Origin of the sequence: Klebsiella sp. V115_8 (assembly GCF_029967715.1) — a bacterium.
In the GTDB taxonomy this organism is placed as follows: Bacteria; Pseudomonadota; Gammaproteobacteria; order Enterobacterales; family Enterobacteriaceae; genus Klebsiella; species Klebsiella quasipneumoniae.
The window spans coordinates 176,933-194,783 of sequence record NZ_JASCAR010000001.1; the positions used below are offsets into that span (position 1 = coordinate 176,933).

General features: G+C 59.7%; 19 protein-coding genes. 6 read left to right on the forward strand and 13 right to left on the reverse strand.

The window, feature by feature from the left end:
* Positions 1-31: 31 nt before the first annotated feature.
* Genes sirB1 through hemA form a run of 5 tightly spaced genes read right to left on the reverse strand, consistent with a single transcriptional unit; the run spans position 32 to position 4,469 of the window.
* On the reverse strand, positions 32-844 hold the full coding sequence (sirB1, locus tag QLG03_RS00855; RefSeq protein ID WP_017899847.1) for an invasion regulator SirB1: 813 nt from the start codon (positions 842-844) through the stop codon (positions 32-34).
* Positions 845-847: 3 nt separating this feature from the next.
* Positions 848-1,240, reverse strand: a complete 393-nt coding sequence (gene sirB2, locus QLG03_RS00860; RefSeq protein WP_255987874.1) for an invasion regulator SirB2 — start codon at positions 1,238-1,240, stop codon at positions 848-850.
* Positions 1,240-2,088 carry a peptide chain release factor N(5)-glutamine methyltransferase gene (gene prmC / locus QLG03_RS00865; RefSeq protein WP_135718982.1) on the reverse strand — a complete coding sequence of 283 codons (849 nt, stop codon included), beginning with the start codon at positions 2,086-2,088 and terminating at the stop codon, positions 1,240-1,242. Before prmC ends, sirB2 begins: the two co-directional genes overlap by 1 nt.
* The gene (gene prfA, locus QLG03_RS00870; protein ID WP_004203214.1) at positions 2,088-3,170 is read right to left on the reverse strand and encodes a peptide chain release factor 1; all 1,083 of its coding nucleotides are present in this window, start codon (positions 3,168-3,170) and stop codon (positions 2,088-2,090) included. The genes prmC and prfA overlap by 1 nt, the downstream gene beginning before the upstream one ends.
* Positions 3,171-3,212: 42 nt before the next feature.
* Positions 3,213-4,469: a glutamyl-tRNA reductase gene (gene hemA / locus QLG03_RS00875; protein WP_255987875.1), complete on the reverse strand. Its 1,257-nt coding sequence runs from the start codon at positions 4,467-4,469 to the stop codon at positions 3,213-3,215.
* A 271-nt stretch (positions 4,470-4,740) separates the two neighbouring features.
* On the opposite strand from hemA, the gene lolB reads away from it, so the two are divergent.
* The 4 genes from lolB to dauA all read left to right on the forward strand — a co-directional run bounded on the left by lolB (position 4,741) and on the right by dauA (position 9,261).
* Positions 4,741-5,352, forward strand: a complete 612-nt coding sequence (gene lolB / locus QLG03_RS00880; protein ID WP_255987876.1) for a lipoprotein insertase outer membrane protein LolB — start codon at positions 4,741-4,743, stop codon at positions 5,350-5,352.
* Complete coding sequence (ispE, locus tag QLG03_RS00885; protein ID WP_255988032.1) at positions 5,352-6,200, forward strand: 4-(cytidine 5'-diphospho)-2-C-methyl-D-erythritol kinase; 849 nt, start codon at positions 5,352-5,354, stop codon at positions 6,198-6,200. Before lolB ends, ispE begins: the two co-directional genes overlap by 1 nt.
* Positions 6,201-6,383: 183 nt before the next feature.
* Positions 6,384-7,331: a ribose-phosphate diphosphokinase gene (gene prs / locus QLG03_RS00890; RefSeq protein ID WP_002910407.1), complete on the forward strand. Its 948-nt coding sequence runs from the start codon at positions 6,384-6,386 to the stop codon at positions 7,329-7,331.
* A gap of 250 nt (positions 7,332-7,581) precedes the next feature.
* A complete protein-coding gene (gene dauA, locus QLG03_RS00895; protein WP_064157472.1) occupies positions 7,582-9,261 on the forward strand; it encodes a C4-dicarboxylic acid transporter DauA in 1,680 nt (559 codons plus the stop codon).
* Here dauA and QLG03_RS00900 read toward each other — a convergent pair whose 3' ends face one another.
* Positions 9,262-10,308 (reverse strand): MerR family transcriptional regulator, encoded by a 1,047-nt coding sequence (locus QLG03_RS00900; protein ID WP_048297769.1) that lies wholly within the window; start codon positions 10,306-10,308, stop codon positions 9,262-9,264.
* Positions 10,309-10,529: 221 nt separating this feature from the next.
* Positions 10,530-10,805, reverse strand: coding sequence for a stress-induced protein YchH (ychH, locus tag QLG03_RS00905; RefSeq protein ID WP_002910437.1), 276 nt, complete (start codon positions 10,803-10,805; stop codon positions 10,530-10,532).
* A 272-nt stretch (positions 10,806-11,077) separates the two neighbouring features.
* Between ychH and pth the strand changes: the two genes are divergently transcribed.
* Together pth and ychF are read left to right on the forward strand one after the other, a co-directional pair.
* Entirely contained in the window at positions 11,078-11,662 is a 585-nt protein-coding gene (gene pth / locus QLG03_RS00910) for an aminoacyl-tRNA hydrolase (protein WP_004180389.1), read from the forward strand.
* 117 nt (positions 11,663-11,779) lie between these two features.
* Entirely contained in the window at positions 11,780-12,871 is a 1,092-nt protein-coding gene (gene ychF, locus QLG03_RS00915; protein ID WP_002910443.1) for a redox-regulated ATPase YchF, read from the forward strand.
* Positions 12,872-12,958: 87 nt separating this feature from the next.
* Here ychF and QLG03_RS00920 read toward each other — a convergent pair whose 3' ends face one another.
* From QLG03_RS00920 to tssG, 6 genes are all read right to left on the reverse strand, one after another.
* Complete coding sequence (locus QLG03_RS00920) at positions 12,959-13,288, reverse strand: DUF1869 domain-containing protein (protein ID WP_050533290.1); 330 nt, start codon at positions 13,286-13,288, stop codon at positions 12,959-12,961.
* 83 nt (positions 13,289-13,371) lie between these two features.
* Positions 13,372-14,286 carry a sugar ABC transporter substrate-binding protein gene (locus tag QLG03_RS00925; RefSeq protein WP_032453309.1) on the reverse strand — a complete coding sequence of 305 codons (915 nt, stop codon included), beginning with the start codon at positions 14,284-14,286 and terminating at the stop codon, positions 13,372-13,374.
* Positions 14,287-14,417: 131 nt separating this feature from the next.
* Positions 14,418-15,833 carry a VasL domain-containing protein gene (locus QLG03_RS00930; RefSeq protein WP_282473553.1) on the reverse strand — a complete coding sequence of 472 codons (1,416 nt, stop codon included), beginning with the start codon at positions 15,831-15,833 and terminating at the stop codon, positions 14,418-14,420.
* Positions 15,834-15,852: 19 nt separating this feature from the next.
* On the reverse strand, positions 15,853-16,296 hold the full coding sequence (gene tssE, locus QLG03_RS00935; protein ID WP_023290156.1) for a type VI secretion system baseplate subunit TssE: 444 nt from the start codon (positions 16,294-16,296) through the stop codon (positions 15,853-15,855).
* A gap of 1 nt (position 16,297) precedes the next feature.
* Positions 16,298-16,834 (reverse strand): type VI secretion system lipoprotein TssJ, encoded by a 537-nt coding sequence (tssJ, locus tag QLG03_RS00940; RefSeq protein WP_178944678.1) that lies wholly within the window; start codon positions 16,832-16,834, stop codon positions 16,298-16,300.
* Positions 16,815-17,831, reverse strand: a complete 1,017-nt coding sequence (gene tssG, locus QLG03_RS00945; protein WP_167878181.1) for a type VI secretion system baseplate subunit TssG — start codon at positions 17,829-17,831, stop codon at positions 16,815-16,817. Before tssG ends, tssJ begins: the two co-directional genes overlap by 20 nt.
* Positions 17,832-17,851: the final 20 nt, after the last annotated feature.

The window sequence follows — 17,851 nt, forward strand, 5'->3', positions numbered from 1 at the left end:
CTTATCAGGGTGTAACCGGAATGGTTCCAGACTAATGCAATGTAATTTGTTTGTGCGAAATCGTGTTGATTTGTGCGCGGATCATCTCGCTGATCGGATCCTCCGGACACTGCTCGACAAAATAGCTCAGGTCCAGCAGCGCCACGTGATCGCAATCCAGCTGAGCGTATATCAGCCCGCGGTCGCGGATCTCATACGGATCTTCCGGGTTAAACTGCAGCAGCGCTTCGCTGGCGCGCAGGGCCAGCTCCATCTGCCGCTCTTCCATCAGCGCCGACTTCAGGGTGTCCAGCAGCTTGCGGATCACCTCGGCGTTATCCGCTTCGTCGAGATCTTCATTAAACAGTTCCGCCACCGGCCCGATGTTGCCCTTCAGCCATACCTCCAGGGTATGTTCGTCGAGGGTTTCGCCGTTGAACGGATTAATCAGCCACATCTCTTCGCTGGTTTCCGGGTCCGCGCGCAGCAGCATCTGGGTCGGGAAGATCACCGGCACCACCGGCAGCCCCAGGCGCTGGGCGATCCACAGTAGGATCGCGCCTAATGACACCGCGCTCCCCTGGCGGTTGACCAGCACTTTATCGAGCCATAGCGCGTCGGATAGACGATAAACGCCCTGCGAGGCGCCAAAGCCCCACTCCTCGTAAAACAGCGCCAGCAGGCGTTCTATCTGGCGTTCCTGGTCCCACGAAGGCGCAATCTCCTCCTGCGCGAGGCGCAGCAGCCGCTGCAGCTCTTCCTCGACAAAACGCGTCGGAAAATCGTCGCGGACCTGTTCAGAAATGAGGACCATGCCATCACACAATGGCGCTTTGTTAAATTCGAAATCCGCTAATGACCCCATGACCTACCCCAGTATCGGTATTCTTGTGATGGCGAGTTGAATGATGATAAACAACACCACCAGCGCCAGCAGGAACGCGATAAAGCGGCTCTGCTGGCTGCGCGGACGACGACGGCCCAGCGCGATAAAACCTAATGCGATGTAAATGATAACGCCAAACAGCTTTTCAGTCAGCCATGCGCCGTCTTCTGTGAACGGCAGGTAGTGCGTTATCGCCATTAATCCCGCACCGCTGAGAAACAGCAGCGTATCGCTGCAGTGCGGCGCAATTCGCATCCACCGCTGGTTCAGCAGCGGGCTCTGGTGATACATCCACCAGTAACGTAAAACGAACAATCCTACCGACACCACCACGCTGGCGATGTGCAGATAGAGGACAGCCGTGAATAAGTTCATCAGCCAACGTTCTCCATGTCGGGTAAACGTCCGAGGGTCAGACGCTCATTGTCGCCATAGTCGCGACAGGTCGCGACATCCAGATAGCCCGCTTCGCGGAACAGCGCGCGCACCGCTTCGCCCTGGGTCCAGCCATGCTCCAGCAGCATCCAGCCGCCGGGCTGCAGATACTGCCGCCCCTCGCGGATAATCTGCGCCAGATCGGCCAGCCCCTCATCGCCCGCCACCAGCGCCGTTAGCGGCTCAAAGCGCACATCGCCCTCGGCGAGATGCGGGTCTGCAGCGTCGATATAGGGGGGATTGCTGACGATCATGGCGAAGCGCTGCCCGGCCAGCGCACTGAACCAGTCGCTTTGCCGTATCGTCACGTTAGCAATGCCCAGATGGGCGGCATTACGCAACGCCAGCGCCACAGCGTCCGGCATCACGTCCACCGCGATCACTTCACAGTCAGGGCGTTCGCTGGCCAGCGCCAGGGCAATGGCGCCGGTCCCGGTGCCGAGGTCGAGAATACGGCACGCCGCGACGGGCAGACGCGCCAGCGCCTGCTCCACCAGACACTCGGTATCCGGGCGGGGGATCAGCGTCGCCGGGGAGACAAACAGCGGCAGCGACCAGAACTCCCGCTGCCCGACCAGATGGGCGATGGGCTCCCCGCGCTGGCGTCGCTGCAGGAGCGCCTCCAGCGTCGTCGCCTCGTCGGCGGACAGCGTCGTTTCGCCGAAGGCCAGGATCCAGGTGCGCGCCCGACCGGTGACGTGTCCTAGCAGGATCTCGGCGTCGCGTCGCGGACTGTCGCTCTCCGCCAGGCGGGCGATTGCCTGCTGCAGCCAGGCCTGAAAGGTCATCATTCCTGCTCGGACAGCGCCGCCAGCTGATCGGCCTGGTGTTCCTGGACAATCGGCTCAATCAGCATGTCGAGTTTGCCCTCCATCGCCTCATCGAGACGGTAAAGGGTCAGGTTGATGCGGTGGTCGGTCACGCGGCCCTGCGGGAAGTTGTAGGTACGGTTGCGATCGCTGCGGTCGCCGCTGCCCAGCAGGTTGCGGCGCGTGGAGGCTTCCGCCTGCTGACGCTTGGCCACTTCGGCGGCGCGGATCCGCGCCCCCAGCACCGACAGCGCCTTGGCTTTGTTTTTATGCTGGGAACGTTCGTCCTGACACTCCACCACGATGCCGGTGGGCAGGTGGGTAATACGGATCGCCGAGTCGGTGGTGTTAACGTGCTGACCGCCCGCGCCGGAGGAACGGAACGTATCGATGCGCAGATCCGCCGGGTTGATATCCGGCATTTCCGCCTCCGGCAGCTCCGGCATCACCGCCACCGTACAGGCGGAGGTGTGGATACGCCCCTGCGACTCGGTGGCCGGCACGCGCTGCACGCGATGGCCGCCGGATTCAAATTTGAGCCGGCCATAGACGCCGTCGCCGCTGATCTTGGCGATCACCTCTTTAAAGCCGCCGTGTTCACCTTCGTTGGCGCTGAGGATCTCCACCTGCCAGCGGCGCGATTCCGCGTAACGGGTGTACATGCGGAACAGATCGCCGGCAAACAGCGCCGCTTCGTCGCCGCCGGTCCCGGCGCGCACTTCCACGAAGGCGTTACGCTCGTCATCAGGATCTTTCGGCAGGAGCAGGACCTGTAGCTGTTGCTCCAGCTGTTCGCCTTTATCTTTGGCGTCGCGCAGCTCTTCCTGCGCCATTTCGCGCATTTCCGGATCGTCGAGCATCATCTGCGCGGTTTCAATATCCTCCTGCACCTGACGCCAGTCGGTATAGCAGCGCGCCACATCGCTTAGTTGAGCATACTCCCGCGACAGCGCGCGGAATTTATCCTGATCGGCAATCGTCGCGGCATCGCCGAGCAGCGCCTGCACTTCTTCGTGGCGCTCGTACAACGCTTCCAGTTTGGCAACAATAGAAGACTTCATAGGCGTGAATTCACCCTGTCCTGAAAATAAGAGAAAGGTGCGCTATTCCAGCCCGAGGCTGTTGCGCAGAATATGCAGGCGTTCGTCGTCCCCGTCACGGGCGGCCTGCTGAAGTGATTTGGTTGGCGCGTGGATCAGGCGGTTGGTGAGCTTACGCGCCAGATCCTGCATAATTTCCTGGGCATCACCGCCCTGCTCCAGCGCGGCCAGCGCCTTCGCCGTCAGCTCCTCACGGACCTGCTCGGACTGAGAACGGTATTCGCGAATGGTCTCGCTGGCGCTCTGCGCGCGCAGCCAGGCCATAAATTCGCTGGTCTCCTGCTCGACGATCGATTCCGCCTGCACCGCCGCGGCCTTACGCTGCGCCAGGTTATGCTGAATGATGTTTTGCAGATCGTCGACGCTGTAGAGGTAAGCGTTAGCCAGTTTGCCGACCTCCGGTTCGACGTCGCGTGGGACGGCGATATCCACCAGCAGCATCGGCTGGTTGCGCCGCGCCTTGAGCGCACGCTCCACCATGCCTTTGCCGATGATCGGCAGCGGGCTGGCGGTGGAGCTGATAATGATGTCGGCCTCTTTCAGCCGTTCGTCGATTTCGCTGAGGGCAATCACCTCGGCGCCCACTTCTTCCGCCAGCGCCTGGGCGCGTTCACGAGTGCGGTTGGCGATCACCATTTTGCGCACGTGATGTTCGCGAAGATGGCGCGCCACCAGTTCGATGGTTTCACCGGCGCCGACCAGCAGCACCGTCACGCTCGACAGGGATTCAAAGATTTGCCGCGCCAGTGTACAGGCGGCGAACGCGACGGAAACGGCGCTGGCGCCGATATCGGTTTCGGTACGCACGCGCTTGGCCACCGAGAACGATTTCTGGAACATCCGCTCCAGTTCGCTGACGTTAAGATGGCCGCGGCTGGAATCGGCGAAGGCTTTTTTCACCTGACCGAGGATCTGCGGTTCGCCCAGCACCAGCGAATCAAGGCCGCTGGCGACGCGCATCAGATGGCTGACGGCATCGTTATCCTGGTGCCAGTAGAGGCTTTTACGCAGGTCTTCTTCATTGAGGCCGTGGTAATCGCACAGCCAGCGGATCAGCGCTTCCTGCAGGTTATCCTGCTCTTCTACGCTGAGATAGAGTTCCGTGCGGTTGCAGGTCGACAGCACCACCCCACCCTGCACCATCGGCTGAGCCAGCAAGCTCTCCAGCGCCTTATCGAGCGTTTCCGGCGAAAACGTGACGCGTTCTCGCAGGGCGACCGGAGCTGTTTTGTGATTGATGCCAAGAGCTAAAAGGGTCATTGTGAGGGAGTAGTACCAGCGTTGCTAAGGTTAGTCTGAGTGCATCATACAGGATGCGCGTAATCAATAAAAGAGAGGCTCCCCTTTTGGAGTAATAGCCAAAGCAAGACCGCCATTAAGGTTAATTTTTTGATTTCAGACAACTTGAACGTAGACGCTATCGCCCGGCGACGCTAGCATTAAGGATTATAAATGTAACCTGCTACACAAATCGGCCCGCTGTTCCCCTGCCGCCGGATTTCACTGTAGACATCAAGGATTTGTCATCATTATGAATCGACTGTTCCGCCTGCTGCCGCTGGCCAGCCTCGTCCTGACCGCTTGTTCTGTTCATACCCCCGAGGGGCCTGGCAAAAGCCCGGATTCGCCGCAGTGGCGCCAGCACCAGCAGGCTGTTCGCAGCCTCAACCAGTTCCAGACCCGCGGGGCGTTTGCCTATCTCTCCGATGAGCAAAAAGTCTATGCCCGCTTCTTCTGGCAGCAGACCGGCCAGGACCGCTTTCGCCTGCTGTTGACCAACCCGCTGGGCAGCACCGAGCTGTCGCTGACCGCGCAGCCTGGCAGCGTGCAGTTGATCGACAACAAAGGCCAGACCTACACCGCCACCGATGCCGAAGAGATGATTGGCCGCCTGACCGGGATGCCGATCCCGCTGAACAGCCTGCGCCAGTGGATCATCGGCCTGCCGGGCGACGCCACCGACTATTCGCTGGACGATCGGTACCGTCTGCGTGAACTGAACTACACGCAAAACGGCAAAACCTGGCACGTCACCTACGGCGGCTACACCAGCGATACCCAGCCCGCCCTGCCGTCTAATGTCGAGCTGAACAATGGCGCCCAGCGCATCAAGCTGAAGATGGATAACTGGATCGTGAAATGATGAGCCGCTGGCCCTCACCTGCAAAACTGAATCTGTTTTTATATATCACCGGCCAGCGGGCTGATGGTTACCACACCCTGCAGACGCTGTTTCAGTTCCTCGACTACGGCGATACGCTGACCATCGAACCGCGCGCTGACGGCGAACTGCGCCTGCTGACGCCGGTGGCGGGGGTGCCGGACGAAGAGAATCTGATCGTTCGCGCCGCGCGTCTGCTGATGCGCGCCGCCGGCGAAAGCGGCCGCCTGCCGGCGGGCAGCGGCGCCGATATCAGTATCGATAAGCGCCTGCCGATGGGCGGCGGTCTGGGGGGCGGCTCGTCCAATGCCGCCACCATGCTGGTGGCGCTCAACCATCTCTGGGGCTGCGGACTCTCGGAAGATGAGCTGGCGACCCTTGGCCTGCAGCTGGGGGCCGATGTGCCGGTCTTCGTGCGCGGCCATGCCGCCTTTGCCGAGGGGGTAGGTGAAATTCTGACGCCGGTGGAGCCTGAGGAAAAATGGTACCTGGTGGCCCACCCGGGCGTCAGTATTCCGACGCCGATCATTTTTCGCGACCCGGAGCTACCACGAAATACCCCGCGCCGGTCAATTAATACGTTATTAAATTGTGAATTCAGCAACGATTGCGAGCTTATCGCAAGAAAACGTTTTCGCGAGGTTGATGCCGCGCTTTCCTGGCTGTTAGAATATGCGCCGTCACGCCTGACCGGCACAGGGGCCTGTGTGTTTGCTGAATTTAACACCGAATCCGCTGCCCGTCAGGTGCTGGACACTGCCCCGGCATGGCTAAATGGCTTTGTGGCGCGCGGAGTAAATCTCTCGCCGCTCAAGCAGGCCCTGCTCTGAATCCTGCGCCGTGAGGGCGCATCGTTCATGAGTCAGCCGGGGAAATTGAGTTACGGTGACAACGTCACCCTGTTCCAGACGTTGCATCGTGCTCTTTAAATACACCGACTGGATCGAATGGCGCCAGCCCGCACATTATTGGCCCATTCATCCACCACTGGACGCATGCCTGAGGTTCTTCTCGTGCCTGATATGAAGCTTTTTGCTGGTAACGCCACCCCGGAACTAGCACAACGTATTGCCAACCGCCTGTACACTTCTCTTGGCGACGCCGCTGTAGGTCGTTTTAGCGACGGCGAAGTCAGCGTACAAATCAATGAAAACGTACGCGGTGGTGATATTTTCATCATCCAGTCCACTTGTGCTCCCACCAATGACAACCTGATGGAACTGGTTGTTATGGTTGATGCTCTGCGTCGTGCTTCGGCAGGTCGTATCACCGCCGTTATCCCTTACTTCGGTTATGCTCGTCAGGACCGTCGTGTTCGTTCTGCTCGTGTGCCAATCACCGCGAAAGTGGTGGCAGATTTCCTGTCCAGCGTCGGCGTTGACCGCGTGCTGACCGTTGACCTGCACGCAGAACAGATCCAGGGCTTCTTCGATGTGCCAGTTGATAACGTGTTCGGCAGCCCAATCCTGCTGGAAGATATGCTGCAGCTGAACCTGGACAACCCGATCGTGGTTTCTCCGGACATCGGCGGCGTGGTTCGTGCTCGCGCTATCGCTAAACTGCTGAACGATACCGATATGGCTATCATCGACAAGCGCCGTCCGCGCGCCAACGTCTCCCAGGTGATGCATATCATCGGCGACGTCGCGGGTCGTGACTGCGTGATGGTCGACGATATGATCGACACCGGCGGCACCCTGTGTAAAGCGGCAGAAGCGCTGAAAGAGCGCGGCGCGAAACGCGTATTCGCCTACGCGACGCACCCGATCTTCTCCGGCAACGCTATCCAGAACATTAAAAACTCTGTGATCGATGAATTTGTCGTCTGCGATACCATTCCGCTGGCACCAGAAATTAAAGCGCTGGATAAAGTGCGTACTCTGACGCTCTCCGGTATGCTGGCTGAAGCTATTCGCCGTATCAGCAATGAAGAATCAATCTCTGCTATGTTCGAACATTAATCGAGCCGAGCACAAAAACCCGCTGCGGCGGGTTTTTTTGTCTCTGAATTTTTAATTCTTCCACAAAATCATTCGGCATGCGTCAAGGCGGCAAGTGAATGAATCCCCGGGAGCGTACAGGCAGTACGTGACCGGGATAAATGAACGCAGCCAACACAGAGGCATCCCGAAGGATGATGTGGCAATGACCGATGCCTCCTTCACCTGCCATTCAGTTGACAGATGATGCGCTCATGGATGAAACATTATTGTGAACAGATTATTTTCCTCACATGTGATGCCTTTCCGCGCCCTCATCGACGCTTGCTGGAAAGAAAAGTACACCACTGCCCGCTTTACCCGCGACCTGATCGCCGGGATCACCGTCGGGATCATTGCGATTCCGCTGGCGATGGCGCTGGCGATTGGCAGCGGTGTGCCGCCGCAGTACGGCCTCTATACCTCAGCGGTGGCAGGGATTGTGATCGCCTTAACCGGCGGATCGCGCTTTAGCGTTTCCGGACCGACCGCCGCCTTTGTGGTGATCCTCTATCCGGTTTCCCAGCAGTTCGGCCTGGCGGGGCTGCTGGTGGCGACGCTGATGTCGGGGATCTTTTTAATGCTTTTCGGCCTGGCGCGCTTTGGCCGCCTGATCGAATATATCCCGCTGTCGGTCACCCTCGGCTTCACCTCCGGGATCGGTATCACCATCGGTACCATGCAGATTAAAGATTTCCTCGGCCTGCAGATGCCCCATGTGCCGGAACATTATCTGCAGAAAGTGGCGGCGCTGGCGATGGCCCTGCCGACCATTAACGTCGGGGACGCCGCCATCGGCGTCGTCACCCTCGGCACCCTGATCCTCTGGCCACGGCTGGGTATCCGTCTGCCGGGCCACCTCCCGGCGCTGCTGGCCGGCTGTGGGGTGATGCTGGTCGTCAACTTGCTCGGCGGCGATGTGGCGACGATCGGCTCGCAGTTCCACTATCAGCTGGCGGACGGCACTCAGGGCAACGGCATTCCGCAGCTGCTGCCGCAGCTGGTACTGCCCTGGGATATGCCGGGCTCCAACTTTACCCTGAGCTGGGCTTCGCTGCAGGCGCTGCTGCCCGCGGCTTTCTCCATGGCGATGCTGGGCGCTATTGAATCTCTGCTGTGCGCGGTGGTGCTCGACGGCATGACCGGTACCAAACATAAAGCCAACAGCGAGCTGATTGGCCAGGGGCTGGGCAACATCGTTGCGCCGTTCTTCGGCGGGATCACCGCCACCGCGGCGATTGCCCGCTCGGCGGCGAACGTCCGCGCCGGCGCCACATCGCCGATCGCCGCCGTGATCCACGCCCTGCTGGTGATCATGGCGCTGCTGATCCTCGCCCCGCTGCTCTCCTGGCTGCCGCTGTCGGCGATGGCCGCCCTGCTGCTGATGGTGGCATGGAACATGAGCGAGGCGCATAAAGTCATCAATCTGCTGCGCCACGCGCCGAAGGACGACATCGTGGTGATGCTGATGTGCATGTCGCTGACGGTGCTGTTTGATATGGTGATCGCCATCAGCGTCGGGATTGTGCTGGCTTCGCTGTTATTTATGCGCCGTATCGCGCGCATGACCCATCTGGCGCCGGTCAACGTCGAAGTGCCAGACGACGTGCTGGTGCTGCGGGTGATCGGTCCGCTGTTCTTTGCCGCCGCCGAAGGTCTATTCAACGACCTGGAGACCCGGATCGCCGGCAAGCGCATCGTGGTGCTGAAGTGGGACGCGGTGCCGGTTCTCGACGCCGGCGGTCTGGATGCCTTCCAGCGCTTTGTGAACAAGCTGCCGGAAGGCTGTGAATTACGCGTATCTAACCTCGAATTTCAGCCGCTACGCACGTTAGCGCGCGCCGGCGTCAAGCCGCTGCCCGGACGCCTGAGCTTCTACCCCGATCGTCAGGCCGCGCTGGCTGACCTGTGATCACCCGGCGGCAGGCCCCTGCGCCTGCCGCATCAAGGCTCCGGTCGCCTGCTGCAGCCAGCTCAGCACCGCCGGCGTCATCCAGGTGCCCTTCATCAAATGCGGCTCCTGTTCCATTGCCTGACGAAACTTCTGCAACGTCTGCGGCCGGGTGCCGGCGTAGGACTGAAACAGCTCAAGCCACGCCCGGGCCAGCGCCTGACCCGACGCCGAATCCGGCGCTACGCCCTCACGGCACGCCTGATGCAGCTTCGCCACCAGCGCTGGCCACTCCTGTAGCCGGTCGAAGTAGTGCCGGCGGGTGAACGCCATCTCCTCGTCGTCGAGATACCGCGCCCAGATGGCCAGTTTGCTTTCGGCAAAGGCTTCGGTGATAAAGGCAATGATGGCCGGGGTGACGCCGGTCTGTTCAACCATTTGCGGCTCGGCGGCATGCATCTCGTTCAGGCGGGTCAGAAACTCCGGGCGCCCGGCCGTATCCTGCTCCAGGCGCTCCATCCAGCGCGTCGCCAGACTCATCGCCTGCGGACTGTCCGTCGGGCAGCCGCTAGCCATCAGCGTCTGCACCTCCTCTGTTAGCTCGCGCCACGCCTGCGCGCGCTGTTCATCCTGTGCCGCAAACGGCAGCACGGCTAACTCCTGTTGACTAAACCAACGATCGTACATTTTCATTAACTCCAGCGTCTGTAGCCAGGACTCCAGATCGGGTTCATTGCCGCTCGCCAGCGCCTCGCGCAGCGCCAACAGCCGGTCGCGCAGCCTGCCGACATCGCGCAGTTGGTCATTAAGCGTCTCTATCTGCTGCGTCAGCAGTTCGGGCAGCGACAGCGTTCGCCGATCGAGATAGTCCTTGATGGTGGCGAGCGTCAGCCCGGTCTGCGCCAGCGCCTTGATCATATGCAGGCGCTGAACCGCGGACAGGTTATAGAGCCGATAGCCCGCCTCGCTTCTGGCCGAAGGCGTTAACAGCCCCGTCTGTTCATAATGATGCAGCGTACGCACCGTCAGCCCGGCGCGCTTCGCCAGCTCTCCCACCTGAATTAACATGACTGCTCCTCTCTGTGGCCAGGTCCGCTACTCTGCTGCCTGACGTAACGTCAGGGTCAAGCGAAAAACGCGCTTGATATTCACTTTTGGCGGCAACCATAGCATCACGAAGGTCAGGTCGGAATGGGGGTCGTCATATGGCGGGAAAAAGAAGAAGAGATAACGAGAGGCACAGTAAAACGCATCGGCCTTCAGGGACCGATGCGGGAATCATGCTACGGTTAGCTGTGGCGATGCTGATTACGACGGCAGCGTTTATCGTAGTGGCGCACCCACCAGTAGCGGTCGCTGACCTGCTCGTGGCCGCCAATACGGGCACCGGCCAGCCAGAGCACCGCACCAACGAAGATGCTTAAGATTGCGCCATGCGCAAAGAATTGTGGCAGGTTAAGCTGCGGAAGCTGGTTCAGAATGGAGTAACCCACCCCCACAACCATCACCACCAACCCTAACCCCATGAGTACGTTACCGAGTAACGAAGCGTTTTTGCGTTTCATGTGTCACCTCCGGACTTTGGGTTGCCAGGGAATGTCCCCAAATCTTATAGGTGTAGTATAGACAAGGTCTCTTCTGTGGAGTGCGCCCACGATCACATTAGTGAACAGCAAATAGACAAAAATTTACAAATAAGCCTATGAACAATATCAAATTCTAATGGTTTAGAGAGTAAATCATCAATGCTGGTATTGTCTCGAGGCCAGAACTTTGTCAAGCGCGCCCGCAGACAGTACACTACGCGGCAGAGAATGCCCCATGCAGGAAAGAAAACGTGACCATTAAACTGATTGTCGGCCTGGCCAACCCCGGTGCGGAATATGCCGCCACCCGGCACAACGCTGGCGCCTGGTATGTGGATTTACTGGCGGATCGCCATCGCGCGCCGCTGCGCGAAGAGAGCAAATTCTTCGGCTATACCTCGCGCATCAACCTGGCGGGCGAGGATGTTCGCCTGCTGGTGCCCACCACCTTTATGAACCTTAGCGGTAAAGCCGTGGCCGCGATGGCGACCTTTTATCGCATCAACCCGGACGAAATTCTGGTTGCCCATGATGAGCTGGATTTACCGCCGGGCGTGGCGAAATTTAAGCTTGGCGGCGGCCATGGCGGCCACAACGGCCTGAAAGACATCATCAGCAAGCTCGGCAATAACCCGAACTTTCACCGCTTACGCGTCGGGATCGGCCATCCGGGCGACAAAAACAAGGTTGTCGGCTTTGTCCTCGGCAAACCACCGGCCAGCGAGCAGAAACTGATTGATGATGCCGTCGACGAAGCGGCGCGCTGTACGGAAATCTGGTTAAAGGATGGTCTCACTAAAGCGACCAACCGTTTACACGCCTTTAAGGCGCAATAAGCCGTTGTCGTGCGGCATTTTTGCCGCGCACCGTGTATAATAGGCAAAGCTATTCAATTTTCTGCAATCTGTTCCTGATAACAGATTGATTATCCAAAGATTAAGGTGATTTAAATCATGGGATTCAAATGCGGTATCGTCGGTTTGCCCAACGTCGGCAAATCCACCCTGTTCAATGCGCTCACCAAAGCGGGTATTGAAGCGGCCAACTTCCCCTTCTGTACCATTGAGCCGAACACCGGTGTCGTACCGATGCCCGATCCGCGTCTGGACAAGCTGGCTGAAATCGTCAAACCGCAGCGTATCCTGCCGACCACCATGGAGTTCGTTGATATCGCGGGCCTGGTGAAAGGCGCGTCCAAAGGCGAAGGTCTCGGTAACCAGTTCCTGACCAACATCCGCGAAACCGAAGCTATCGGCCATGTGGTTCGCTGCTTTGAAAACGACAATATCATTCACGTGGCAGGTAAAGTGAACCCGGCGGAAGATATCGACGTTATCAACACCGAGCTGGCGCTGTCTGACCTTGATACCTGCGAGCGCGCGATTCACCGCGTCTCCAAAAAAGCCAAAGGCGGCGATAAAGACGCGAAAGTTGAGCTGGCCGCGCTGGAGAAATGCCTGCCGCAGCTGGAAAACGCCGGTATGCTGCGCGCGCTGGATCTGACCAAAGAAGAGAAAGAGGCCATCCGCTATCTGAGCTTCCTGACCCTCAAGCCGACCATGTACATCGCGAACGTCAACGAAGACGGTTTCGAGAACAACCCATATCTCGATCAGGTTCGCGCTATCGCCGAGCAGGAAGGGTCTGTAGTGGTGCCGGTGTGCGCCGCGGTTGAAGCGGACATCGCCGAACTGGACGATGAAGAGCGTGATGAGTTTATGGCTGAGCTGGGTCTCGAAGAACCGGGCCTGAACCGCGTGATCCGCGCTGGCTACGCCCTGCTGAACCTGCAGACCTACTTCACCGCTGGGGTGAAAGAAGTTCGCGCATGGACCATCCCGGTCGGGGCGACCGCGCCGCAGGCAGCCGGTAAGATCCACACCGACTTCGAAAAAGGCTTTATCCGCGCGCAGACCATCGCTTATGAAGACTTTATCGCCTACAAAGGCGAACAGGGCGCGAAAGAAGCCGGTAAAATGCGCGCTGAAGGTAAAGACTACATCGTGAAAGATGGCGATGTGATGAACTTCCTGTTCAACGTCTAATCCCGCTGGCTGGCGTTTCTGCCGCCATCGAGTAATAAAAAATCCACGCTCCGGCGTGGATTTTTTTCCTGTGCGCAAGGCGGCGCGCTACTCCACGATATGGGTCTCTTCTGCCGCCTCGTAGCCATCAACGATCTGCACAATCTTTTTTAACTCGTCCTCAATAAAAGCCGGGGTGGCGCTTTCCCCTGAGGTCGGGTGATGAAGCTCCACCGAGATGCCGCTGGCGGCATTGGTCAGCGACAGGCTGATCTCCTGCGGATCCGCCGCAGACGAGGGTCGCCCGATATGCTGCGCGATGGTCGCCGCCACCACGCGCGTATCAACTTCCGCGAGATGCCCCCACCTCATTTCAACATGCCCCTGCTGCCCTGCCTTTATCACCTGCAGCGTATAGCCGCTTTTTGCCGTTGCCATCTCTTTTCCTCCGGTTTCGTTGCCCGGGCGTCATATTCTCAGCCCGGTTTTATCAGCAAAGCTCGAACATTTCTGCCTTGCCGTTAATGACTCTTTTCCACATAGGTCTGCATGTTTTCTTTGGTCACTAACTCAAACGGGATCCAGACATGGGACTCGACTTTTTCTCCTTTAATCAGCTTCAACGCCACCGCTAAGGCCGTTTTGCCCTGACCAACGGCATCCTGGAAAACCGTTACCTGGATCTTATCGCTGGCCAACGCTTTCAGCCCATCCGGCGTGGCGTCGATGCCGCCGATCAGCAGCTTCTTCTGGCTCTTCTCCAGCGCCATCGCCGCGCCAATCGCCATCTCGTCGTTGTTCGCCGCCACAATATCAATCGCTTCCCCGTTGCCTGTCCAGTTCTGCATCAGATCCATTCCCTCGCTGCGGGAATAGTTGGCCGGCTGTTTCTGCACCACTTTCATCGCCGGATATTTGGCCACCACCTGCTCTACGTCCCTGGTGCGCTGCAGCGCGCCGGCATCGGTGAGATTACCAATCATGATGGCGACGTTGCCTTTGTAGTTCGCCAGCTTCGCCAGCGCTTCCATCTGCAATGTGCCGGACTCCCGCTCGTCCGAACCGACAAACACCACGCCAGGGGGTAACGTTTTGTCCCCCGGCGTCCGGTTCACATACACCAGCGGCATCCTGGCCTGCTGCGCCATCTTCGTCAGCTGCGGGGTGCTGGCGGAGTCCACGGGGTCAACGATGATCGCGTCCACGCCGGAGGCAATGAAGCTCTGCACCTGATCGGCCTGGCGCCCGGTGTCGCCGCGGGCGTCTTCGAACTGCACCTCGACCTGGCGGGCATGAGCTTCTTTCTCAATGGACTGACGAATAATGGTGAGAAAGTTTTGATCGAAGTAAGCCATCGAGACGCCGATCTTCTCCGCCAATGCCGAAGCGGAACTGGCCAGAAGGCCAACTAACAGGATGATGTTACAGTGCTTCATAGCATGCCCTCAGAGGTCGAAATAAAATTTTCAATATAAAATTAAACGGTATATTTAAATCATTTTCAGACTACGAAGGGCGTAGAGTTCTTGCAATCATGATGTAAAGAAAATGTTGCCATGCGCACACTTTATTTCACCGCCTCACTCACCGAAGGCCCACCGGTTGCGGGTCGCGCAGCGGGCGGTGGCGCCGGCTGTTTTCGCTTCAGCAGGGCATACTCCACGATCAGCTGTTGCAGATGCAGTTCGGCGAGACTGCCGCGGGCGGCTGGCCAGGGTTCACCTGCGGGGAGCGCGGCCAGCTCGCGCAGCTGCTCTTCCAGCGGAACGGCGCGGTTAAGCGACTGAATGATGGCAAACACCGCCGTTTTCAGTTCGCTCACCGTCAGGTACTTCCCCTTCTGCTCGTCGAGGGCATTGAGCTGATCGGCGAGCCGTTGCAGCTGACGCATGCCCTCCGCCCAGCCGGTGAGGTTTTCCGCGGGCAATGCCGCAGCGCTTAGCTGCCGCTGCCACTGCTGCGCCAGGGGCTTTGCCTGTTCCGGCCAGCGGCTCAGGGCCAGCTGGACCAGCCGGTCGCCGTAGCTTATCGCCCAGTCCGGCGCCAGCTGGGCGAGATCGTCAAGCTGGCGCTGCGCCTGGCGCAGATCGACCGGCGCGTGGGGAGATGCCCCCGGGAGGTCCGCTAGCGGCCCGGCCTGTTGCGTCATCACAGTTGGCGGCAAATCGGTCTGGCGCAGCGCCAGCCATCCACCGACGGCGATGCCCGACACCGCCAGCATGGTGACCATTCCGGCGATAAATGGCTTCCAGCGCGCCGCGGCGACCGGAGTCGATGCCATCCCTGGCGCGGGCCGCTTTGCTGGTGAAGACGGAGCCAGCGGCTCAGCCTCTGGTCTACGTTGTCGTTCTGGCGCTGGCTCAGCCTTCGCAGCATCCTCTTCGTTGACCAGAGCGTCGGGAAGTGCCGCCTCAGACATCGCCACCGGCGGCGCGACGGGAGGCGCTGGCGCAGGGTCGAGGTTCTCGAAGCGGGTTGCCGTGCTGCGCAGCAGCGCCCGCAGGTCACTCAGCGGGTTTTCAGGCGCGATCTCAAGGCGCTGGAGCACCGCGTCGAAGGTTTGCAGCGAACACTCAGCCTGGCTAAGCGACGCAAGATCGTCCGGGGTGAGGTTCAGGGTGCGGATCACCTGCCGCAGCCGCTTGCTCAGGGTGCGGAAAATCTCGGTGCGGGCCGGGAGCGTCTGCGGCCACAGGTTTTTACCCTGGTGGGCCAGCAGCGTTTCCAGCAGCGATAGCCCCTCGTTGATCCCTGCCAGGCCGTCCAGCCTGGCGCGGGCCAGCGTATACCAGGCGACAGTCTGCAGATCCGCGCCGTGATGCTCCAGCAGCGCACGGGCAAGCTGCTCGGCATACGGCCAGTTAATATCCGGCCGCGCCGGGTGGCTGAGCTTGTTCATTTCCGCACGCAGGGCAATAAAATCAGCCAGCGTGCGTGGGTCGCCACCGGTTTTATAGCGGCGGTCTTTATGTGTTGTCATCATGATGTCTTTCAGCGAGAGATTAGAGGGCGGAGCGGGCGTCAAGGTACTGCTGACGTTTAAGGTGGCGGATCAACACCCTGCCTTCAGGCATAAACTCTGTACCGTAACGTACCAGACCGATATCCTTCAGCTCAGCATCAATGGCATAGCGCAGTTCGCCGGGCGCATCCTGATCGAGCATCACCACCGCGATCCGCTGCAGGCGCGGTTCGTATTTCAGCAACACCGCCGTCAGCGTGCTCATCAGCTGATGCGCCGACGCCGGCATGCCCTGGAGGATAGCGGTCATATCCGGCAGGCCGTAGTCCGGCAAATGCGCCAGCGTTCCGGCCCGACAGTTGAGGATGCGCTGCATGTTATCGAGCACCGACAGGATGACCTGATCCGTTTCGCTGACGTTGTTCAACTCCAGCCCGCCGGCGAAATTGCCGTAGAGGATGTCGTACAGGGAAGGACGAGGCATTTCACTTCTCCTTAAGCGGGTGCAGCGTCAGTTGATTTTGGCTGGCTTCGATAATGCGCGGTCTCGCCGGGTCGAGATCGTCCCGGGTGAGTACCAGCCGCCAGCTATTTAGCGTCAGGTCTGGATCGATAAACATGGCCGCCACCGCCACAAACTGCGCGCTGTTTTCCATGGGCATATCAACGGTCACCGATTCGCCCGGACGCAGGCGAATATCTTTTTCCGCCACCCGGTCCGCCTGCAGCGCCTGGCCATCGCCGGCAAACAGCGACGGGTAGTCAGTATTGTCAAACGCCTGCCGGTCCTTCAGCTGGTAAATACGCACCACCGTCGCCAGGGAGGCGCCTTTGGCGTTGTTATTCACGCCTTCCCGGGCGCGAAGATCCAGATGAAGCGTTTTCACCTGGGGGTAAAAAATAGACTGGGTCACGGAAACGGCGCCGTCTTTTACGGTCTGCGTCAGGCCGCAGCCGGTTAAGAGGGTGACCATGAGGAATGCCAGTAACGTGGCGGAGGGTTTAACTGCGGTAATCGCCATCTTCATCGCTCTCCCTGCGGTGGAGGTTTTCCCGGACGCGCTGATAGCGCCCCAGATAAATCGTGATCCTGTCGTCAGCCTGCTTCTGCGCATCCAGCGGTTGCAGCACAGCCGTTCTCCCGAGCTGGACGGCATGCGCCTGCTGGCAGCAAAGTTGCGCATTCGGCAGTAAATGGCGGGCGACGCAAAGCTGCAGCCGCACGTCGAGATGAGATCCGAGCCAGACGTGCAGGAGCGCCATCAGGTCGCTGAACAGTTCGCCGCCGGGCAGCCAGCCGCGGACCTCATCAGGCTTTTCCGTCGCCAGCTGCAGCAACACCTGACCGTTCACATCCGTAGCGTGAGTTCCCATCACTGGCCTGTGTTGCAGGCTAACCGGCTGGCGGATGCTCATCGTTAACGGCTGCGACAAGGGGATCCGGCAGGGATCGTGGTGGTACACCGTCGCCCGGGTCCCCGGGGCCAGGAGCGCCACCAGCGCCTCCATGCCTTCCCCGGATCTCCCCGGCAGCATCATTACCGGCAGCAACGCCAGAAATCGCGACAGCGGCGCTGCGGCAACGGCGGCACATCCCGGTATACCCAGCCCCGCCAGGCCCAGCAGATACTGCGAGGTGTTGTCCGTGCCACCCGCCCGAAAGGTTGCCGGGTAGGAATATTTGCGCCAGATACGGTAATACTGGGCGATCAGCCGATGGTTAAAGATATCGAGAAAATCCTCGGTCGCCTCGACGCCTTCCCGCCGTTGCGCAATGTCATCGCTATAGTGTGTCGGTAGCGGGGATTCCACGCCGTAGAGACCCATAAAAGCAACGCGAACCGCCGGCGGCCGGGGCGGGTCAGGATCGTCCATTCCACGGATTTCGCCGGCCGGGAAGCCCATCCCCGGATGCGGGCGAAAGCGTATGGGTTCATCACCCACCAGCCAGCCGCTGCCGATGATCGGCGCCTTCGGATGGTTCTCCTCCAGCAACTGGCAGAAGCGGTAAAAATTCATGTACGGCAACTGAGGCCGGA